A 17,971-nucleotide genomic window follows, 5' to 3' on the forward strand; every position below is an offset into this window, starting at 1 on the left:
AGTGCTGCCGATGACCGTACTGCCGACACCCGATACCGAACCGCTGCGCATGCGCGCCGAACCGCTGCATGCGTTCGTCGCGGCACTCTGGGAACGGGCCGGCAGCAACGCGCGCGAGGCAGCGCTCGTCGCCGATCACCTGGTCGGCGCGAATCTCGCGGGCCACGATTCGCACGGGATCGGGATGATCCCGAATTACGTCGCATCGTGGCGGGAAGGGCAGTTGCAGTTGAACGGGCATGCGTCGATCGTTCGCGATGGCGGCGCGGTGCTGACGATCGACGGCGGGCGCGGCTTCGGCCAGGTGATCGCGTTCGAGGCGATGGTCGAAGGGATCGAGCGCGCGCGGCGCATGGGCATCTGCGCGATCGGGCTGCGCGACGTCCATCACCTCGGCCGTATCGGGCACTGGGCCGAACAGTGCGCGCGCTCGGGGCTCGTGTCGTTCCATTTCGTCAACGTGCCGGGCGACCTGCTGGTCGCGCCGCTGCACGGCACCGATCCGCGCTTCGGCACGAACCCGTTCTGCGCCGCGTATCCGCGCGCGGGCAAGCCGCCGCTGCTGCTCGATTTCGCGACGAGCGCGATCGCGTACGGCAAGACGCGGGTCGCGTACAACCAGGGCAAGCGCACGCCGGCCGGGTCGCTGATCGACCATCGCGGCCAGCCGACCGACGATCCGGCCGTGATGCACGAGCAGCCGTTCGGCGCGCTGCTGCCGTTCGGGCTGCACAAGGGGTATGCGCTCGCGGCGATGTGCGAGATCTTCGGCGGCGCGCTCGTGGGCGGGCATACGACGTACGGCGATACGCTGCAGAAGACGAGTGCGATCGTCAACGGGATGCTGTCGGTGCTGATCGATCCGAAAGCGTTCGACGCGGCCGATGCCGAACGCGAAGCCGATGCGTTCGTCGCATGGGCGAAGGCGTCGCCGCAGGCCGGCGACGCGCCGGTGCAGATGCCCGGCGAGCCGGAGGACGCGAGCCGCGCCGCGCGCGGCTCGGCCGGCATTCCGGTCGACCGCGCGACGTGGCGGCAGATCCGTGAGAGCGCGGCGGCCGTCGGTTTCAACGCGGCCGAGCTCGATGCGTGGACGCAGCGCTGCGAGGTGTCCGCATGAGCTGGCAGGCGGAAAAGGCGCACGGCGAGGAAATCGCGTATCAGCTTGCGCCGCTCGGTACGGTCGCCGTTGTCCGGTTCTTCAGCGGCGCGGCGTTGCGGCTCGATGGCGTGATGTTCGGCTTCATGTCGCGCGGGTCGCTGTTCCTGCGTGTGGACGACGTGAACCGTCCGGCGTTCGTCGCGGCGGGGATGGGGCCGTTCTCGTATGCGCGGCCCACGCGCACCGTCGCGCTCGAGGGCTATTACGAAACGCCGGCCGACGTGCTCGAGGATGCGGGCGCGCTGTTCGACTGGTGCCGCAGTGCGTATCGCGCGGCGCTGCTGGCCGGGCCGCCGAAGCGCAAGGCGAGGACGGCGTCGAAGACGGTATCCGGGGCGGGGCCGAAAGCCGCGCCGAAAACTGCGGTGAAGGCTGCGTTGAAACCGGTGACGAAACCGATGACGAAACCGGTGACGAAACCGGTGGCGAAACCGGTGGCGAAACCGGTGGCGAAACCGGTGGCGAAACCGGCAACGAAACCGGCAACGAAGCCTGCAACAAAACCGGCAACGAAACCCGCATCAGCCCAGAAAACGAAGCCGGCGGCGAAATCCGCATCGAAACCGGCGTCGACGCAGAAACCGAAACCGGCATCGAAATCATCGCCCGCGCCGGCACGGAAACCCGCGGCGAAGCGCAAACAGGCGTAGTCCCGAGCACGAGGAGCGACAACCTCGCGATTTTCGCTTTCCTTACTTTCAGACCCACCCGTCGCTCCCGACCCGCACGCTGCGCGGCCGACTCGCGCGCACGATCCGATGCGCGAACGCATCGAGCTTGACGCGCCGCACATCCTGCATGCTTCACAACGGCGGCCCCGGCGTTTATGATCGGCGCGGGTTGCGCCCGTGCCTCGCGCGACCCGCGCCGGCCTCGCCGCCGGCCCCGCGAACGGCGCACCGTACGCCGCGCGGAACGCTTCCCCACTCATCATTCCAGACGGAGACAGCCGATGCTCGTCCTGATTCTCGGTTTAGCGATCTTCCTCGGTGTGCACTCGATCCGGATCGTCGCCGACGGCTGGCGGTCCGCGACGATCGAACGGATCGGCGAGAAAGGCTGGAAGGGCGGGTACGCGATCGCGTCGATCGTCGGCTTCGTGCTGATCATCTGGGGATACGGGCTCGCCCGCGCAGGCGCGACGCTGCTGTGGGTGTCGCCGGTCGGCGTGCGCCACCTGACGGGCATGCTGACCGCGGTCGCGTTCGTGCTGATCGCCGCGTCGTATGTGCCGCGCAACCGGATCAAGACGCTCGTCGGGCATCCGATGCTGGCCGGCACGATGGTCTGGGCGGTTGCGCACCTGCTCGTGAACGGCACCGTGCACGCGGTCGTGCTGTTCGGCGCGTTCTTCGTGTGGGCGATCGTCGATTTTGTCGTGTCGCGTGCGCGAGACCGCCGCGACGGTGTCCGCTATCCGGCCGGAGGGCTGGCCGGCGACGTCGCGGCCGTCGTGGTCGGACTCGTCGTCTGGGCGGTGTTCGCGCGGTTCCTGCACGGCCCGCTGATCGGCGTGCGGCCCTTCGGCTGAACGCGCAGGCCCGGCCGGACAGGCAGCTGCGGCAGGAAACCGTGGAGGCTCGCGTCGAGCAGGATCGCTGTGTGCCGCGCCGCCGACGGCGAGTCGGCATGACTGCCGCGGCCGCGGCGTGCGCGCGTCAGATCGGTTTGACGAACAACCCGATGGTCAGCAGCGCGCCGATGCAGACGATCGCGATTCGCAGCACGCGTTCGTTCACGCGATGCAGCGCCCACGCGCCGAGCAGGCCGCCGACGATTGCGCCGCCGCCCAGCGCGATCGCCTCACGCCAGTGCAGGTGCGGCGAAGTGACGAACAGCAGGACCGCCGACGCGTTCATCACGCCCGCGAGCGCATTCTTGGTCGACATCGCGTGGCGCGGCGGCAGGCCGGCCATCGTCAGCGCGGCCATCATCAGGAACCCGATGCCGCCGCCGAAGTAGCCGCCGTAGATCGCGATCAGGAACTGCGAGACCCCGGCCGCGACGGGGCCGAGATGTTGCGCGCCTGCGCCCGGCTTGCGGAAGAAACTGCCCCACGCGAACACGGCCGTCGCGAACAGCACGAGCCACGGCACCAGGTGCGAGAAGATCGACGACGGCGTTTTCAGCAGCAGCAGGCCGCCGAGCGCGCCGCCGGCCACGCTGATTGCGAACAGCGCGCGAAACGGCAGCCTGCCCACACCGCTCACCATGTTCCGGCTCGCCCAGCCCGTCGTGACCTGGCCGGGGAACAGGGCGACCGTCGACGTGATGTTGGCCGCGAGCGGCGACATCCCCGACACGATCAGCGCGGGCAGCGTGACGAACGAACCGCCGCCCGCGAGGGCGTTCTGGAGGCCGGCCCACAGGCCGGCGACGATGATGAGAGCGAGCACGATCGATTGATCCAGGATATGACCTTGAACCGCTGACGGCCAAGCCCGCCGCGTGAGGATGCCCGATGGTAATTCAGGACCGCCGTCCGCGCACGCGCGAGTCGCGCCATGCCGGCGACGGCCGGTGCGCGGGCAAAATGCGCGCCGATTATTTATGACGAGGATTTAATTTTGGCAGAGCCTCGTCATTTATTTCCTTTCCGGATTCATTGGGTCTGGTTTTGAGGCTGGTTTTCCGATATGAGCGGATAGGGTTACAGCGAAGACTGAAACGAATTTCAGGTGTTCGGTGCGAAAGGATGTCGGGTTTGGAAGCGCCGTCGATATCTACGGGTTTTCGATAGAGACCGAGAAGAACGAAAAGGCCCCGAAAAATCCTTGTTGCCGACGAGGTTTATAGCTGGATGTGATGCATCGGATGCGCGGTTTCAAACCGTTGTACGCGACTGAGACCCGATTTCGTTTTCATTCCACGATTTGGACATGAGTTCACGCGGGCATTTTGCCGTACCGGTCAAATAGGAAGGTTGGGCTTGTCCGGCGGGATTTTCGAGATAAATCGTATCGCGACAAATCATTGTCACGACAACGAACGCCGCGAATCAATCCTGCAAATTGTTGATCTTTTTAGAGTGATGAAAAAATATGGGCGAGAAAGACTGAAAAAATTTGTAAAAGCTCCAATGGAGTGCAATCATGTACGTGAAAGATCGGTGTAATCTAAATGCAGGCACGAGTGGTACCAAAAGAGAGTGATGGTGCACCGCGGCAATTCGCCTTGATCAAGCGAATTGTTGATGATTCGCGATAAAAGGAAATAACTAATATGGCGAGGGCGGTAGAGATGCAGATCCAATATCAAACAAAAAATCGCCGTGCGGAGAAAATCCGCGGCACAAGGGCCATCAAACACATACGGCTGTCGGCGCGGCGCACCGTATTGGGCCGTTTCCTGGCGCGCAGGGCGAACGGCTTTTCCGGCCGTCTGGACTCGTCCCTGATTCCATAGCAGTCCCGGCTCCTTTCTTTCTTCCTTTTCCGTTATAGACCGCCTCGGGCGGGCTAGCGGCTCGTTGCGTCCCGCGCGAGCCGGATACCCGATTTGCAGCGGCGCGAAATCGCGTCGTGCCCCGTCGCGCCTGTTTGGTTGAACGTTTGCCCGTCAGCGACGGGCCAGGTTTGTCATTCCATCTACAAGGAGTCGGGCAATGGTTTCCTCGTCGGTCTTGAGCAATCACGTCGATGTTCCGGTCGCCAATGGTTCGCAGGTCGTCACGTCGCCTGGCGGTCCCGCCAATTTCCTGCTGTCGGCTCACAAGGAAGACGTGGCCAACTACGCGCGTTCCGGGAACGACCTGGTCGTCGAATTCAAGGACGGCCGGACGGTGCGCGTGCAGGCGTTCTTCGAGAACGGCGCGGATTATCACAATCTCGTCTTCGTCCAGGACGACGGGCGGTTTCTTGTGCAGTTCGGCCCCGGACTGCAGGCGACCGGCGATGGCATCGTCGACTCGGCGCTCACCTATGCGCCGATCGGCGACGGGTTGTCGACCGGTGCGCTGCTCGGCATACTCGGCGGCGTCGCCGCGGCCGGCGGCATTGCGGCGGCCGCGGCCAGCGGCGGCGGCGGTGATGGCGGTGGCGGCGGCGGAACGCCGGCCGGACCCGCGCGACTGGCGATCGACTCGATCGATGGGCAGCCGATCGACGGCAACGGCAATATCGTCACGGGTCGTGCGTCGCCGACGATCTCGGGTTCGGGCGCTCAGCCGAACGCGACGGTGAAGATTCTCGTCGATGGCCAGACGGTCGGTACGGTGACCGCGGACGCGAACGGGCGCTGGTCGTACACGCCCGGTACGTTGCCCGACGGCACCCATCAGGTCACGGTGACGCAGACCGATAGTAGCGGCAATACGAGCGAACTGAGCACGGTGGGGATCGTGGTGGATACTGCCGTGCCGGACACGCCTGCGATTACGGCCGTCAACGACGATGCGCAACATCCGGTTGCGATCGGCGGTGCGACGAACGATACGACGCCGACGTTGAGCGGTACCGCGGAAGCGGGCAGTACGGTGAGCGTCTATGACGGTACGACGTTGCTGGGGACGACGACGGCGGATTCGTCCGGGAAGTGGACTTTTACGCCGAGCGCGGGTTTGGGAGAGGGCGCGCACGCGATCACGGTGACTGCGACGGATACGGCAGGCAACGTTAGCGCCCCGAGTACGGTATTCGGTCTGACGATCGATACGACGGCGCCGGCATTGCCGACGGTGAATGCGACGGATGGTACGTCGCTGTCGGGTACGGCCGAAGCGGGGGCGACGGTCAATATCGATACGAATGGTGACGGTACGCCGGATGCCACCGTAACGGCCGACCCGAGCGGCGCATGGACGTACACGCCGTCGACTCCGCTGCCGGTCGGCACGGTGATCGGCGTGACGGTCACCGACGCAGCAGGCAATACGGGGCCGTCTGCTTCGGTGGCGGTGACGGGTGACACGACGGCGCCGGCCGCGCCCACCATCGGCACCGTGACGGATGACGTGGGTTCTGTTGTTGGCGCGATCGTTTCTGGCGGCAGTACTGATGATGCGACGCCGACATTGAGTGGTACGGCAGAAGCGGGTAGCACGGTCAGTGTGTATGACGGCACGACACTGTTGGGCACGACGACGGCAGACCCGTCCGGAAACTGGACCTTTACGCCGACCACCGCACTGGGTGAAGGTGCGCACAGCCTGACCGTCACCGCAACGGATGCGGCCGGGAACGTCAGCACGCCGAGCGCGGCGTTCGACCTGACGATCGATACGACGGCGCCGGCATTGCCGACGGTGAATGCGACGGACGGCACATCGCTGTCGGGCACAGCCGAAGCGGGAGCGACGGTCAACATCGATACGAATGGCGACGGTACGCCGGACGCCACCGTAACGGCCGACCCGAGCGGAGCGTGGACGTACACCCCATCGACTCCGCTGCCGATCGGCACGGTGATTGGTGTGACGGTTACCGACGCAGCAGGCAATACGGGGCCGTCTGCTTCGGTAACGGTGACGGGTGACACGACGGCGCCGGCCGCACCGATCATCGGCACCGTGACGGACGACGTGGGTTCTGTTGTTGGCGCGATCGTTTCTGGCGGCAGTACTGATGACACAACGCCTACTCTCGCTGGCACAGCAGAAGCCGGCAGCACGGTGAGCGTCTATGACGGTACGACGCTGCTGGGCACGACGACCGCAGACCCGTCCGGAAACTGGACGTTCACGCCGACCACGGCTTTGGGCGAGGGCGCACACGCGATCACGGTGACTGCAACGGATACGGCAGGCAACGTTAGCGCCCCGAGCGCGGCGTTCGACCTGACGATCGATACGACGGCTCCTGCATTGCCGACAGTGAATGCAACGGACGGCACGTCGCTGTCGGGCACCGCGGAGGCGGGCGCAACGATCAATATCGACACGAATGGCGACGGTACGCCGGATGCCACCGTAACGGCTGACCCGAGCGGTGCATGGACGTATACGCCATCGACATCGCTGCCAGTCGGTACGGTGATCGGCGTGACGGCTACCGATGCAGCAGGCAATACGGGTCCGTCTGCTTCGGTAACGGTGACGGGCGACACGACGGCGCCGGCCGCGCCGACCATCGGCACCGTGACGGACGACGTGGGTTCCGTTGTGGGTGCGATCGTTTCTGGCGGCAGTACTGATGACACAACGCCTACTCTCGCTGGCACAGCAGAAGCCGGCAGCACGGTGAGCGTCTATGACGGCACGACGCTGTTGGGCACGACGACCGCAGACCCGTCCGGAAACTGGACCTTTACGCCGACCGCGGCTTTGGGAGAGGGCGCGCACGCGATCACGGTGACCGCAACGGACACGGCGGGCAACGTGAGCACCCCGAGCACGGCGTTCGACCTGACGATCGATACAACTGCACCGGCGATTCCGACGGTGAATGCAACGGACGGCACGTCGCTGTCGGGCACCGCGGAGGCGGGCGCAACGATCAATATCGACACGAATGGCGACGGTACGCCGGATGCCACCGTAACGGCTGACCCGAGCGGTGCATGGACGTATACGCCATCGACATCGCTGCCAGTCGGTACGGTGATCGGCGTGACGGCTACCGATGCAGCAGGCAATACGGGTCCGTCTGCTTCGGTAACGGTGACGGGCGACACGACGGCGCCGGCCGCGCCGACCATCGGCACCGTGACGGACGACGTGGGTTCCGTTGTGGGTGCGATCGTTTCTGGCGGCAGTACTGATGACACAACGCCTACTCTCGCTGGCACAGCAGAAGCCGGCAGCACGGTGAGCGTCTATGACGGCACGACGCTGCTGGGCACGACGACCGCAGACCCGTCCGGAAACTGGACCTTCACGCCGACCGCGGCTCTGGGAGAGGGCGCGCACGCGATCACGGTGACCGCAACCGACACCGCCGGCAACGTGAGCACCCCGAGCACGGCGTTCGACCTGACGATCGATACAACTGCACCGGCGATTCCGACGGTGAATGCAACGGACGGCACGTCGCTGTCGGGCACCGCGGAGGCGGGTGCAACGATCAACATCGACACGAATGGCGACGGTACACCGGATGCCACCGTAACGGCCGATCCGAGCGGTGCATGGACATACACGCCGTCGACCCCGCTGCCAGTCGGCACGGTGATTGGTGTGACAGCTAGTGATGCAGCAGGCAACACCGGCCCGTCTGCTTCGGTAACGGTGTCGGGTGACACGACGGCGCCGGCCGCGCCGACCATCGGCACCGTGACGGACGACGTGGGTTCCGTTGTTGGCGCAATCACTTCTGGCGGCAGTACTGATGACACAACGCCTACTCTTGCTGGTACGGCAGAAGCAGGCAGCACGGTGAGCGTGTACGACGGCACGACGCTCCTGGGCACCACAACAGCAGACCCGTCCGGAAACTGGACCTTTACGCCGACCGCGGCTTTGGGAGAGGGCGCACACGCGATCACGGTGACTGCAACGGATACGGCAGGCAACATTAGTGCCCCGAGCGCGGCATTCGACCTGACGATCGATACGACGGCTCCGGCATTGCCGACGGTGAATGCGACGGACGGCACATCGCTGTCAGGCACGGCCGAAGCGGGCGCAACGGTCAACATCGACACGAATGGCGACGGCACACCGGACGCCACCGTAACGGCGGACCCGAGCGGAGCATGGACGTACACGCCGTCGACTCCGCTGCCGGTCGGTACGGTGATTGGTGTGACAGCTACGGATGCAGCAGGCAACACCGGGCCGTCTGCCTCGGTAACGGTGACGGGCGACACGACGGCGCCGGCCGCGCCGATCATCGGCACTGTGACGGATGACGTGGGTTCGATCGTGGGTCTGCTGACGACTGGTGCAACGACGGACGACACGACTCCGACTCTCGCTGGCACAGCAGAAGCCGGCAGTACGGTGAGCGTCTATGACGGTACGACGTTGCTGGGCACCGCGACAGCAGACCCGTCCGGAAACTGGACGTTCACGCCGAGCACTGCACTGGGTGAAGGTGCACATAGCCTGACCGTCACCGCAACGGACACGGCCGGCAACGTGAGCACCCCGAGTACGGCCTTCGATCTGACGATCGATGCGACGGCTCCTGCACTGCCGACGGTAAATGCGACGGATGGCACATCGCTGTCAGGCACGGCCGAAGCGGGCGCAACGGTCAACATCGACACGAATGGCGACGGTACGCCGGACGCCGCCGTAACGGCCGACCCGAGCGGCGCATGGACGTACACGCCGTCGACCCCGCTGCCGCTCGGCACGGTGATCGGCGTGACGGCCACCGATGCGGCAGGCAATACGGGCCCGTCTGCCTCGGTGACGGTGACGGGCGACACGACGGCGCCTGCGGCACCGATCGTTGTTAGCGTTACGGACGATGTGGGTTCCGTTGTTGGCGCGATCACGTCTGGCGGCACTACTGACGACACGACCCCGACGCTTGCCGGTACGGCAGAGGCCGGCAGCACGGTGAGCGTCTATGACGGCACGACGCTGCTGGGCACGACGACCGCAGACCCGTCCGGAAACTGGACCTTCACGCCGACCGCGGCTCTGGGAGAGGGCGCGCACGCGATCACGGTGACCGCAACCGACACCGCCGGCAACGTGAGCACTCCGAGCACGGCATTCAACCTGACGATTGATACGACGGCTCCTGCACTCCCGACGGTAAACGCGACGGATGGCACGTCGCTGTCGGGCACCGCGGAGGCGGGCGCAACGATCAATATCGACACGAACGGCGACGGTACGCCGGATGCCACCGTAACGGCCGATCCCAGCGGAGCGTGGACGTACACCCCATCGACTCCGCTGCCGGTCGGTACGGTGATTGGTGTGACAGCTAGTGATGCAGCAGGCAACACCGGCCCGTCTGCTTCGGTAACGGTGTCGGGTGACACGACGGCACCTGCCGCGCCGATCATCGGTACCGTGACGGATGACGTGGGTTCGATCGTCGGTCTGCTGACGACTGGTGCAACGACGGACGACACGACGCCGACACTCGCCGGTACGGCAGAAGCTGGCAGCACGGTCAGCGTCTACGACGGCACGACGTTGCTTGGCACCACAACAGCAGACCCGTCCGGAAACTGGACCTTCACGCCGACCACCGCACTGGGTGAAGGCGCACACAGCGTGACCGTGACCGCAACGGACACGGCTGGCAACGTGAGCACTCCGAGCACGGCATTCAACCTGACGATCGATACGACGGCTCCTGCACTCCCGACGGTAAACGCGACGGACGGCACATCGCTGTCAGGCACGGCCGAAGCGGGCGCAACGATCAACATCGACACGAACGGCGACGGCACCCCAGACGCCACCGTAACGGCCGACCCGAGCGGCGCCTGGACGTACACCCCATCGACCCCGCTGCCGATCGGTACGGTAATCGGCGTAACCGCCACCGACGCAGCCGGCAACACCGGTCCGTCCGCATCGGTGACGGTTACAGACCTGACGGCCCCGGCCGCACCGATCATCGCTACCGTCACGGACGACGTCGGTTCGATCGTCGGCTTGCTGACGACTGGCGCAACGACGGACGACACGACGCCGACACTCGCCGGCACAGCAGAAGCCGGCAGCACGGTCAGCGTCTACGACGGCACGACGTTGCTGGGCACCACAACAGCAGACCCGTCCGGAAACTGGACCTTCACGCCGAGTACCGCACTGGGTCAAGGCGCCCACAGCCTGACCGTCACCGCAACGGATACGGCAGGCAACGTCAGCACCCCGAGCGCAGCGTTCGCGATCACGGTCGACACGACCGCCCCGACCGCGACGGCCACGCTCACGACGCTGACCGACAACACCGGCGTGCCCAACGACTGGATCACCGGCGACACGACCCCGACCTTGGGCGGCACGCTGAACGCGGCGCTCGGCGCGGGCGAGGTCGTCCAGGTCAGCCTCGACGGCGGCGCACACTGGACCAACGCGACGGTCAGCGGCACGAACTGGACCTGGTATGCACCGGGCGTGCTGTCCGCGGCCAACTACACGGCGACGGTGCGCGTCGTCGATGCCGCGGGCAACCTCGGCCCGACGACCTCGCAGCCTTTCACGATCGATCCGAACGTCGCACCGGTCGTGTCGGCGCAGTCGTCGGGGAACCTGCTCGGGATCATCGGCGCGAATCTGCTCAACCTGATCGATTTCAGCACGCAGCAGGCGTTCTCCGCGTCGGACTACAACAACAACCTCGATCACGTGACGCTGCACTACGGCGGATTGATCGGCCTCGGCGCGCTGCAATTCAACGCGAACCAGGCGCTGGCGAACGAACTGGGGCTGCACTTCAACGTCGTCAACAACCCCGGGATCCTCGGCATTATCGGGCCGTCGTCCGACCTGACGATCACGGCGACCGACGGCGGCGCGATCGACAACCTGAAGCTCAACGAGTTTCTCGGTTCGATCACGCTGAACGGCGGGCTGATCAGCATCAGCGCGCTCGACAGCGTGACGATCTCCGCGACCGACAAGACAGGGCTGTCCGCGTCGGCCACGGCCGGTCAGTTGCTGAATGCGAGCCTGCTCGGCTCGACGCAGTCGGCGTCGATCATCGAGGGGACGTCGGGCAGCGACACCGTCACCGGCACGTCCGGCAACGACCGCCTGTACGGATACGGCGGCGACGACGTGCTGAACGGCGGTGACGGCAACGACCTGCTGCGCGGCGGTGCCGGCAACGACACGCTCAACGGCGGCAACGGCAACGACATCCTGATCGGCGGCGCCGGCAACGACACGCTGACGGGCGGCGCCGGCACCGACGTGTTCCTGTGGGAAGTCGTCGGCGCGGACAACACCGGCGGCAACGGTCACGACGTCATCACCGACTTCCAGCTGGCAAGCGGTCCGACCGATACGAGCGGCGACAAGATCGATCTGTCGAAGCTGCTGGTCGGCTACACGGCCGATGCGGACGGACCCGCGCACTACGTGGACGGCGTGCCCACGATCGATGCGGGCGACACGATCGGGCAGTTCCTGTCGGTGACGAACGTCGGCGCCGATACGGTGATCAGCATCGACCGCGACGGCGCCGGTACGGCGTTCGGTTCCGAAACCCTCGTCACGCTGAACAACGTGACGACCAATCTGGAGACCCTGCTCGCGAACCATCAGATCCTCGTCTGACCGCAGCGCCCCGGGGAGGCCGGCCTGCCTCCCCGACACGGCGGGCCCGTTCGCATCGCGACGCGGGCTTGCCCGACGCATATCCGTCCCCGCGGCAAACGGGGGCCTGCTTTGCCGGGCGGCTCGCCGCCGGCGTCCCGATGATGCTCAAGACAACCGCTTGCTCCAGATTCACCGTGCGTCGCGCCGCTCGCGCGGCGCGTGCCGTTTTCCATCCAGGCCATGTGTTGTTCGCGATCGCGCTGCTCGACACCGCACCGGCGGCGTTCGCGTCGTCGTCGCCGCTGCCGAGCGGACGGCTGACCGATTCGTTCGAGACCGCGGCGCGCGTGCCGGCTGACGCGATCCTCGCGGCCCCCGCGCCGTCGGCGCATTCATTGCCGCCCGCGCCGCTGGCCGCTCCGAAGGCGGCGGCTCCGTCGGTGCGGCCGGCGGTGGCGACCGCGTCGTTCGTGCCGCTGCCGGCCGGTATGCCCGCCGCCGCACCGCGCCGGCACGTGGCGCCGCCATTGCCGCCCGCAGACCCGGCGCGGCGCATCGTCCTCGCGAACCTGTCTCGCGCGATGGCGCCGGGCGACCCGCCATCACCGGTGCCGCCGCCGCGCGACGGGGTGACGACGATCACGCCGGATCTGCCGGCTCTGCCGGACGCATTCGACCCGCCTGCCGCCACGCACGCAGCGGATTCCGCGGATACCGAGGATGCCGTCGAAGCTTCGGGCGAAACGCTGCGCATCGCGCTCGACCGTCTGACGCTGCGTGATGCGGTCGGCGTGGCGATCGCGCGCCATCCCGACATCGGCCGCGCCCATGCGGAAGTGGCGCAAAGCACGTCGGAGGTCGAGGTCGCGAAGGCAGCGTGGTACCCGAAGATCGACTACGGCGTGCGTCCCGGCTATGGCGGCAGCTTCGGCAGCAACGGCAACCGTACCGGCACGCGCGCATCGATCGGCGTGTCGCAGTTGCTGTACGACTTCGGCCGTACGTCGGGCCGGATTTCCGCGGCGGATTCGACGCGCAGCCAGAAGCAGTACCAGTTGGCCGACACGATCGAGACGGTCGCGTACCAGACGGCGTCGACGTTCGTCGAACTGGCCGCCAGCCAGGACGTCGTCGCCGCCGCGCGGCGCCAGGTCGCCGCGCTGAGCGACACGCGCACGAAGATCCTCGACCGCGTGCGGGCCGGACTATCGGTGTCGTCGGACCGCAATCTGGTCGAACTGGCGATCCTGCATGCGCAGGCGGAAGTGCTGAAGGCCAACACGCGCTTCGACGTCGCCGCCGCGAAGCTCACCGAACTGATCGGCGCCCGCCCGCGGCGCGTGGCGCCGCTGGGCGGCACGGTGGATTTCGTCGGCGATCTCGGCTACGCCGGCGGCGACATCGAACGGACGCCGTCGGTGCTCGCCGCATCGGCCGCCGTCGATGCGGCCGATGCGCGCGTGCGGGTCGCGCAGGCGGAGCGCTTTCCGTCGATCGGCATCGGCGCGAGCCGTTCGATATCGAGCGGCCGCCCGAACGCGACCAACGACACGTGGATCGGCTTCGCGGTGAGCGGCAATTACTCGCTGGGCGGCCTGGCGAGACATCAGATCGCGGCCGCCGAAGCCGAACTGCGCGCGAACCGTGAAAGCCTCGAGAACCGGCGGCTCGTCACGCGCAGCGCGCTCAAGTCGGCGGAGATCGAGGCGTCGGGTGCCGCGGCACGCCTGAACAGCTACGAAAAGGTGACCGCGCTGTCGCGGGCATCGCGCGACCTGTACTGGCAGGAATACATCCTGAACAAGCGCACGTTGACCGAAGTCGTGAATCCGGAGCGCGACATCTTCGAATCGGAAGTCGAGTCGATCAACGCACTGGCCGACGGCGCGATTGCGCGCATCAAGGCATACGTGGCAGTCGGCAAGTTCGTCGAATTGCTGCGCGAACACGAGGGGAGTCGTCATGAATGATGCGTTTCGCGCCGGGCGCGATGCCGGCGCCGATATCGCGCGCTGGGCCGACCCGCTGATTTTCGCCGCACGGCATCTCGGTCTCGCAGTTTCGCCCGAGCAAGTGCGCGGCGCGGCATCGTGGGCGAGCGTCGCGGATCCGGACGCCGCCGTCGTCGAAGTCGCCGCGTCCGCGGGCCTCGCCGCGCAGTTCGTCGCGTTGCCGGCAGCGCGGCTCACGCCGGCGATGCTGCCGGCGCTCGCCGTGTTCGACGATACGCATGTCGGCGTGATCGTGTCGGTCGCGGCGGGGCGTGCGATCGTCCAGTTCGTCTTCGACGGCAAGCCGCTCGAACGCGCGATCGATCTCGACGCGCCGGCGCCAGCGTGGCCGGCCCGCGTGCTGATCGTCCACGAGCGGGTCGCGCGGCGCGACGAGCGCGTCGACGGCTACCTGTCCGCCAAACCCGACACCTGGCTGCACGATCTGTTCTCGGCGCAATGGAAGGTGTTGCTCGATCTCGGCGCCGGCTCGCTGTTCGGCAATCTGCTCGCGATCGCGACGTCGCTGTTCGCGATGCAGGTGTGGGATCGCGTGGTCCCCGCGCGGGCGACGCATACGCTGTGGGTGCTGGCTTCAGGCGTCGTGCTCGCGCTCGCGCTGGAACTGCTGCTGCGTACCGCGCGCGTGTCGATCGCCGATCATTTCGGCAAGCAGGCGGACCTCAAGCTGTCCGCGATGTTCTTCGCGCGCGTGCTCGACATCCGCAACGACGCGCGGCCGCGCTCGCCGGGCACGCTGGTCGCCCAGCTTCGCGACCTCGAACAGCTGCGCGAACTGCTGACGTCGAGCACGATGGGCGTGCTGATCGACATCCCGTTCGTCATCACGTTCCTGTTCATCATCTGGCTGCTCGGCGGGCCGCTCGCGTTCGTGCCGCTCGCGGCGATTCCGCTGCTGATCCTGCCGGGCGTGCTCGCGCAAATCCCGCTGGCAAAGCTGTCGAACCAGGGGCTCGAGGAATCGGCGCTGCGCAACGCGATCCTGATGGAGGCCATCTATCGCGCGGAGGACATCAAGGCGTTGCAGGCGGAGCCGCGATTCCGGCAGCTGTGGGCGCAGACGAATCGCGTGAATGCCGACATCGGTTTGCAGCAGCGCCGGCTGGCCGGTCTGCTGGTCAATCTCGCGCAGACGGTGCAGCAGCTCGCGTACGCCGGCGTGCTGGTTGCCGGCGTGTACGGCATCCTGGACTCGAGCCTGTCGTTCGGCGCTGTGCTCGCCTGTTCGATCCTGACGAGCCGCACGATCGCGCCGCTGGGTCAGATTCCCGCGGTGCTGTCGCGCATCCAGAACGTCCGCGCGGGCAAGAAGGGGCTCGACAACCTGCTCGCGCTGCCGGTCGATCACGATCCGGCGGTCGATGCGTATCACAAGCCGGCGCTCGTCGGCCGATATCGCTTCGAGCAGGTCGGCTACAGCTTCGATCCGCAGGAAAAGCCTGTGCTCAGCATTCCGAATCTGTCGATCGAACCGGGCGAGCGGGTCGCGATCCTCGGCCGGGTCGGCGCGGGAAAATCGACGCTGCTGAGGCTGTTCGGCGGTCTCGCGACGCCGGTGCAAGGGCGCATCCTGTTCAACGACACGCCGATGCCGCTGATCGACGTCGCCGATGTCCGCCGCGACGTCGGGATGCTGCTGCAGGAGTCGAGCCTCTTCTACGGCACGCTGCGAGAGAACCTGCTGATCGCGAATCCGCTCGCCACCGACGACGCGATGCTCGCCGCGATGAAGGTCGCGTGCGCGGACCAGTTGCTGCTGCGGCAGCCGCACGGCCTCGATCTGAAGCTGCGCGAAAGCGGTCTTGGCCTGTCCGGCGGCCAGAAGCAGGCGCTGATGCTGGCCCGCGTGATTCTGCGCTCGCCGAACGTGTTGCTGCTCGACGAGCCGACCGCATCGCTCGACGAGGCGACCGAGCGCGCGATCGTCGAGCGCCTGCAGCAGTGGCTCGGCCATCGCACGTTGATCGTGGCGACGCATCGTTATCCGGTGCTGTCGATCGTCGATCGCATCATCGTGCTCGATGGCGGGCGCGTGGTGCGTGACGGCCCGAAAGACGAGGTGCTGGCCGCGTTGCGCGGCACCGGCACCGGCACACCGGAGCCTGCGGCCGCTGCGCGCGCGCCGGCCGGCGGCTCGCGTCCGTTGCCGACGCAGATGGCGGGAGAGGCGAAATGAGCGATTTTCCGTGGTCGGTGCACCGCGCGCGCGAAGCGGCCCCCGCACGGCGGATGCTGTGGCTGATCGTCGCGGCGCTGGCGGTCTTCCTGGTGTGGTCCGTGTTCGCGAACCTCGACGAAGTCGCGGTCGGCGAAGCCAAGGTCACGCCGGCATCGAAAGGGCAGGTCATCCAGAGTCTCGAAGGCGGCATCCTGCGGGAGCTGGCGGTGCGCGAGGGCGATGTCGTCGACGCGGGCCAGCGGCTCGCGACGCTCGATCCGGTGCTCGCTCGCGCGTCGATGGAGGAAACGCTCGAGCGGATCACCGCATTGCAGGGGCGCGCCGCGCGACTGTATGCGGAGATGAACGACCTGCCCGGCATCGAGTTCCCGGCCGAACTGGCGAACGAGAAGGCCGTGACCGGGCGCGAGCGTCAACTGTTCGTCGCCAACCGGCGCGCGTTTCGCGAAAACGTCGCCAACCTGCGCGAACAGTTGCGCCTCGCCGAGGACGAGCTCCGGATCGCGTTGCCGCTGCTGAAAACCGGCGCGACCAACGAGGTCGAGGTGTTGCGGCTGCGTCAGAAGGCCGCCGAATTCTCGACGAAACTCGCGGCGGCGCAGAGCGAGTACTACGTCGCGCTGAAGGCCGACTATTCGAAGACGATGGCCGATCTCGAACCGCTGCTCAAGGTTCGCGAAGGGCGTGCCGACCAGTTGCGACGAACCGTGATTCGCGCGCCGGCGCGCGGCATCGTGAAGGACATCCGGGTGTCGACGGTCGGCGGCGTGATCGCGCCGGGCGGCATGCTGATGGAGATCGTGCCGCTCGACGACCAGTTGCTGATCGAGGCGCGCCTGAGCCCTCGCGACATCGCGTTCATTCATCCGGGGCAGGACGCGACCGTGAAGATCACGGCGTTCGAGTCGTCGATCTACGGTTCGCTGCCGGCGAAGGTCGAGCGGATTTCGCCGGACACGATCGAAGACCAGGTCGACCGGCGCGTGTATTACTACCGCGTCTACGTGCTCACGCAGCACGCGTATCTGGAAACGCGCGACGGCAAGCGACATCCGATCCTGCCGGGCATGGTCGCCACCGCGGAGATCCGCACCGGGCGCCGCACCGTGTTCGACTACCTCGTCAAGCCGTTGAACCGCGCGGCCGAGGCGTTGCGCGAACGCTAGCGCGCCGGCGCGGCACGGTCATGCGTTCGGCATCCGGATAGACGATCGTGCCGTCGTCCCGGATCACTGCGCCGGCCGTGAGGCGCGCGGGCTCCACGCGGTTGCGGCCCATGATGTGCAGCACCGTTTCGCCGCGCGCGATCAGGTAGTCGGACACGATGCGCCGGTGACAGCGCCACCACACGGCTTCCGAACACATGATCGCGCAGCGCTGCTCGTGGCGTCGCCTCAGGACTGCCATTCGCTGTCGCGTGCTGATCCCGTCGTCGGGACGAATGCGCCAGCGAGATATGGAACCTTATCGCTACGGCACGATTGTCCACTCAAAGTCCGGTTCCG

At 66.8% G+C, this 17,971-nt stretch carries 8 protein-coding genes and 1 pseudogene; 7 read left to right on the forward strand and 2 right to left on the reverse strand.

The features are described 5' to 3' along the window. Window positions 1-10: 10 nt before the first annotated feature. From HWX14_RS09825 to HWX14_RS09835, 3 genes are all read left to right on the forward strand, one after another. Complete coding sequence (locus tag HWX14_RS09825; protein ID WP_175882547.1) at window positions 11-1,120, forward strand: malate/lactate/ureidoglycolate dehydrogenase; 1,110 nt, start codon at window positions 11-13, stop codon at window positions 1,118-1,120. After that, on the forward strand, window positions 1,117-1,812 hold the full coding sequence (locus HWX14_RS09830; protein ID WP_175882548.1) for a TfoX/Sxy family protein: 696 nt from the start codon (window positions 1,117-1,119) through the stop codon (window positions 1,810-1,812). The genes HWX14_RS09825 and HWX14_RS09830 overlap by 4 nt, the downstream gene beginning before the upstream one ends. Before the next feature lie 302 nt (window positions 1,813-2,114). Beyond that, entirely contained in the window at window positions 2,115-2,693 is a 579-nt protein-coding gene (locus HWX14_RS09835; protein WP_175882549.1) for an NnrU family protein, read from the forward strand. A gap of 127 nt (window positions 2,694-2,820) precedes the next feature. Here the strand turns inward: HWX14_RS09835 and HWX14_RS09840 are convergent, their stop codons facing one another. Beyond that, complete coding sequence (locus tag HWX14_RS09840) at window positions 2,821-3,558, reverse strand: sulfite exporter TauE/SafE family protein (RefSeq protein WP_175882550.1); 738 nt, start codon at window positions 3,556-3,558, stop codon at window positions 2,821-2,823. Between the two features lie 1,208 nt (window positions 3,559-4,766). Here HWX14_RS09840 and HWX14_RS09845 point away from each other — a divergent pair. The 4 genes from HWX14_RS09845 to HWX14_RS09860 all read left to right on the forward strand — a co-directional run bounded on the left by HWX14_RS09845 (window position 4,767) and on the right by HWX14_RS09860 (window position 17,632). After that, the gene (locus HWX14_RS09845) at window positions 4,767-12,293 is read left to right on the forward strand and encodes an Ig-like domain-containing protein (protein ID WP_175882551.1); all 7,527 of its coding nucleotides are present in this window, start codon (window positions 4,767-4,769) and stop codon (window positions 12,291-12,293) included. 470 nt (window positions 12,294-12,763) lie between these two features. After that, window positions 12,764-14,245, forward strand: coding sequence for a TolC family protein (locus HWX14_RS09850; protein WP_244130244.1), 1,482 nt, complete (start codon window positions 12,764-12,766; stop codon window positions 14,243-14,245). Beyond that, window positions 14,238-16,463, forward strand: a complete 2,226-nt coding sequence (locus tag HWX14_RS09855) for a type I secretion system permease/ATPase (RefSeq protein ID WP_175882552.1) — start codon at window positions 14,238-14,240, stop codon at window positions 16,461-16,463. The genes HWX14_RS09850 and HWX14_RS09855 overlap by 8 nt, the downstream gene beginning before the upstream one ends. Beyond that, the gene (locus tag HWX14_RS09860) at window positions 16,460-17,632 is read left to right on the forward strand and encodes an HlyD family efflux transporter periplasmic adaptor subunit (RefSeq protein ID WP_175882553.1); all 1,173 of its coding nucleotides are present in this window, start codon (window positions 16,460-16,462) and stop codon (window positions 17,630-17,632) included. The genes HWX14_RS09855 and HWX14_RS09860 overlap by 4 nt, the downstream gene beginning before the upstream one ends. Here HWX14_RS09860 and HWX14_RS09865 read toward each other — a convergent pair. After that, window positions 17,629-17,849, reverse strand: a pseudogene (locus HWX14_RS09865) (DUF488 family protein); the annotation flags it as partial. The gene HWX14_RS09860 and the pseudogene HWX14_RS09865 sit on opposite strands and share 4 nt — an antisense overlap. Between the last annotated feature and the right edge of the window lie 122 nt (window positions 17,850-17,971).

It is taken from the genome of Burkholderia sp. BCC0044, assembly GCF_902832955.1.
Classification (GTDB): Bacteria; Pseudomonadota; Gammaproteobacteria; order Burkholderiales; family Burkholderiaceae; genus Burkholderia.

Excerpts from the sequence above, each read along its gene's own strand:
- HWX14_RS09860 (WP_175882553.1), top strand. The coding sequence starts at position 16,460 with ATGAGCGATTTTCCGTGGTCGGTGCACCGCGCGCGCGAAGCGGCCCCC.
- HWX14_RS09850 (WP_244130244.1), top strand. The coding sequence starts at position 12,764 with ATGCCCGCCGCCGCACCGCGCCGGCACGTGGCGCCGCCATTGCCGCCC.
- HWX14_RS09830 (WP_175882548.1), top strand. The coding sequence starts at position 1,117 with ATGAGCTGGCAGGCGGAAAAGGCGCACGGCGAGGAAATCGCGTATCAG.
- HWX14_RS09855 (WP_175882552.1), top strand. The coding sequence starts at position 14,238 with ATGAATGATGCGTTTCGCGCCGGGCGCGATGCCGGCGCCGATATCGCG.
- HWX14_RS09835 (WP_175882549.1), top strand. The coding sequence starts at position 2,115 with ATGCTCGTCCTGATTCTCGGTTTAGCGATCTTCCTCGGTGTGCACTCG.
- HWX14_RS09825 (WP_175882547.1), top strand. The coding sequence starts at position 11 with ATGACCGTACTGCCGACACCCGATACCGAACCGCTGCGCATGCGCGCC.
- HWX14_RS09845 (WP_175882551.1), top strand. The coding sequence starts at position 4,767 with ATGGTTTCCTCGTCGGTCTTGAGCAATCACGTCGATGTTCCGGTCGCC.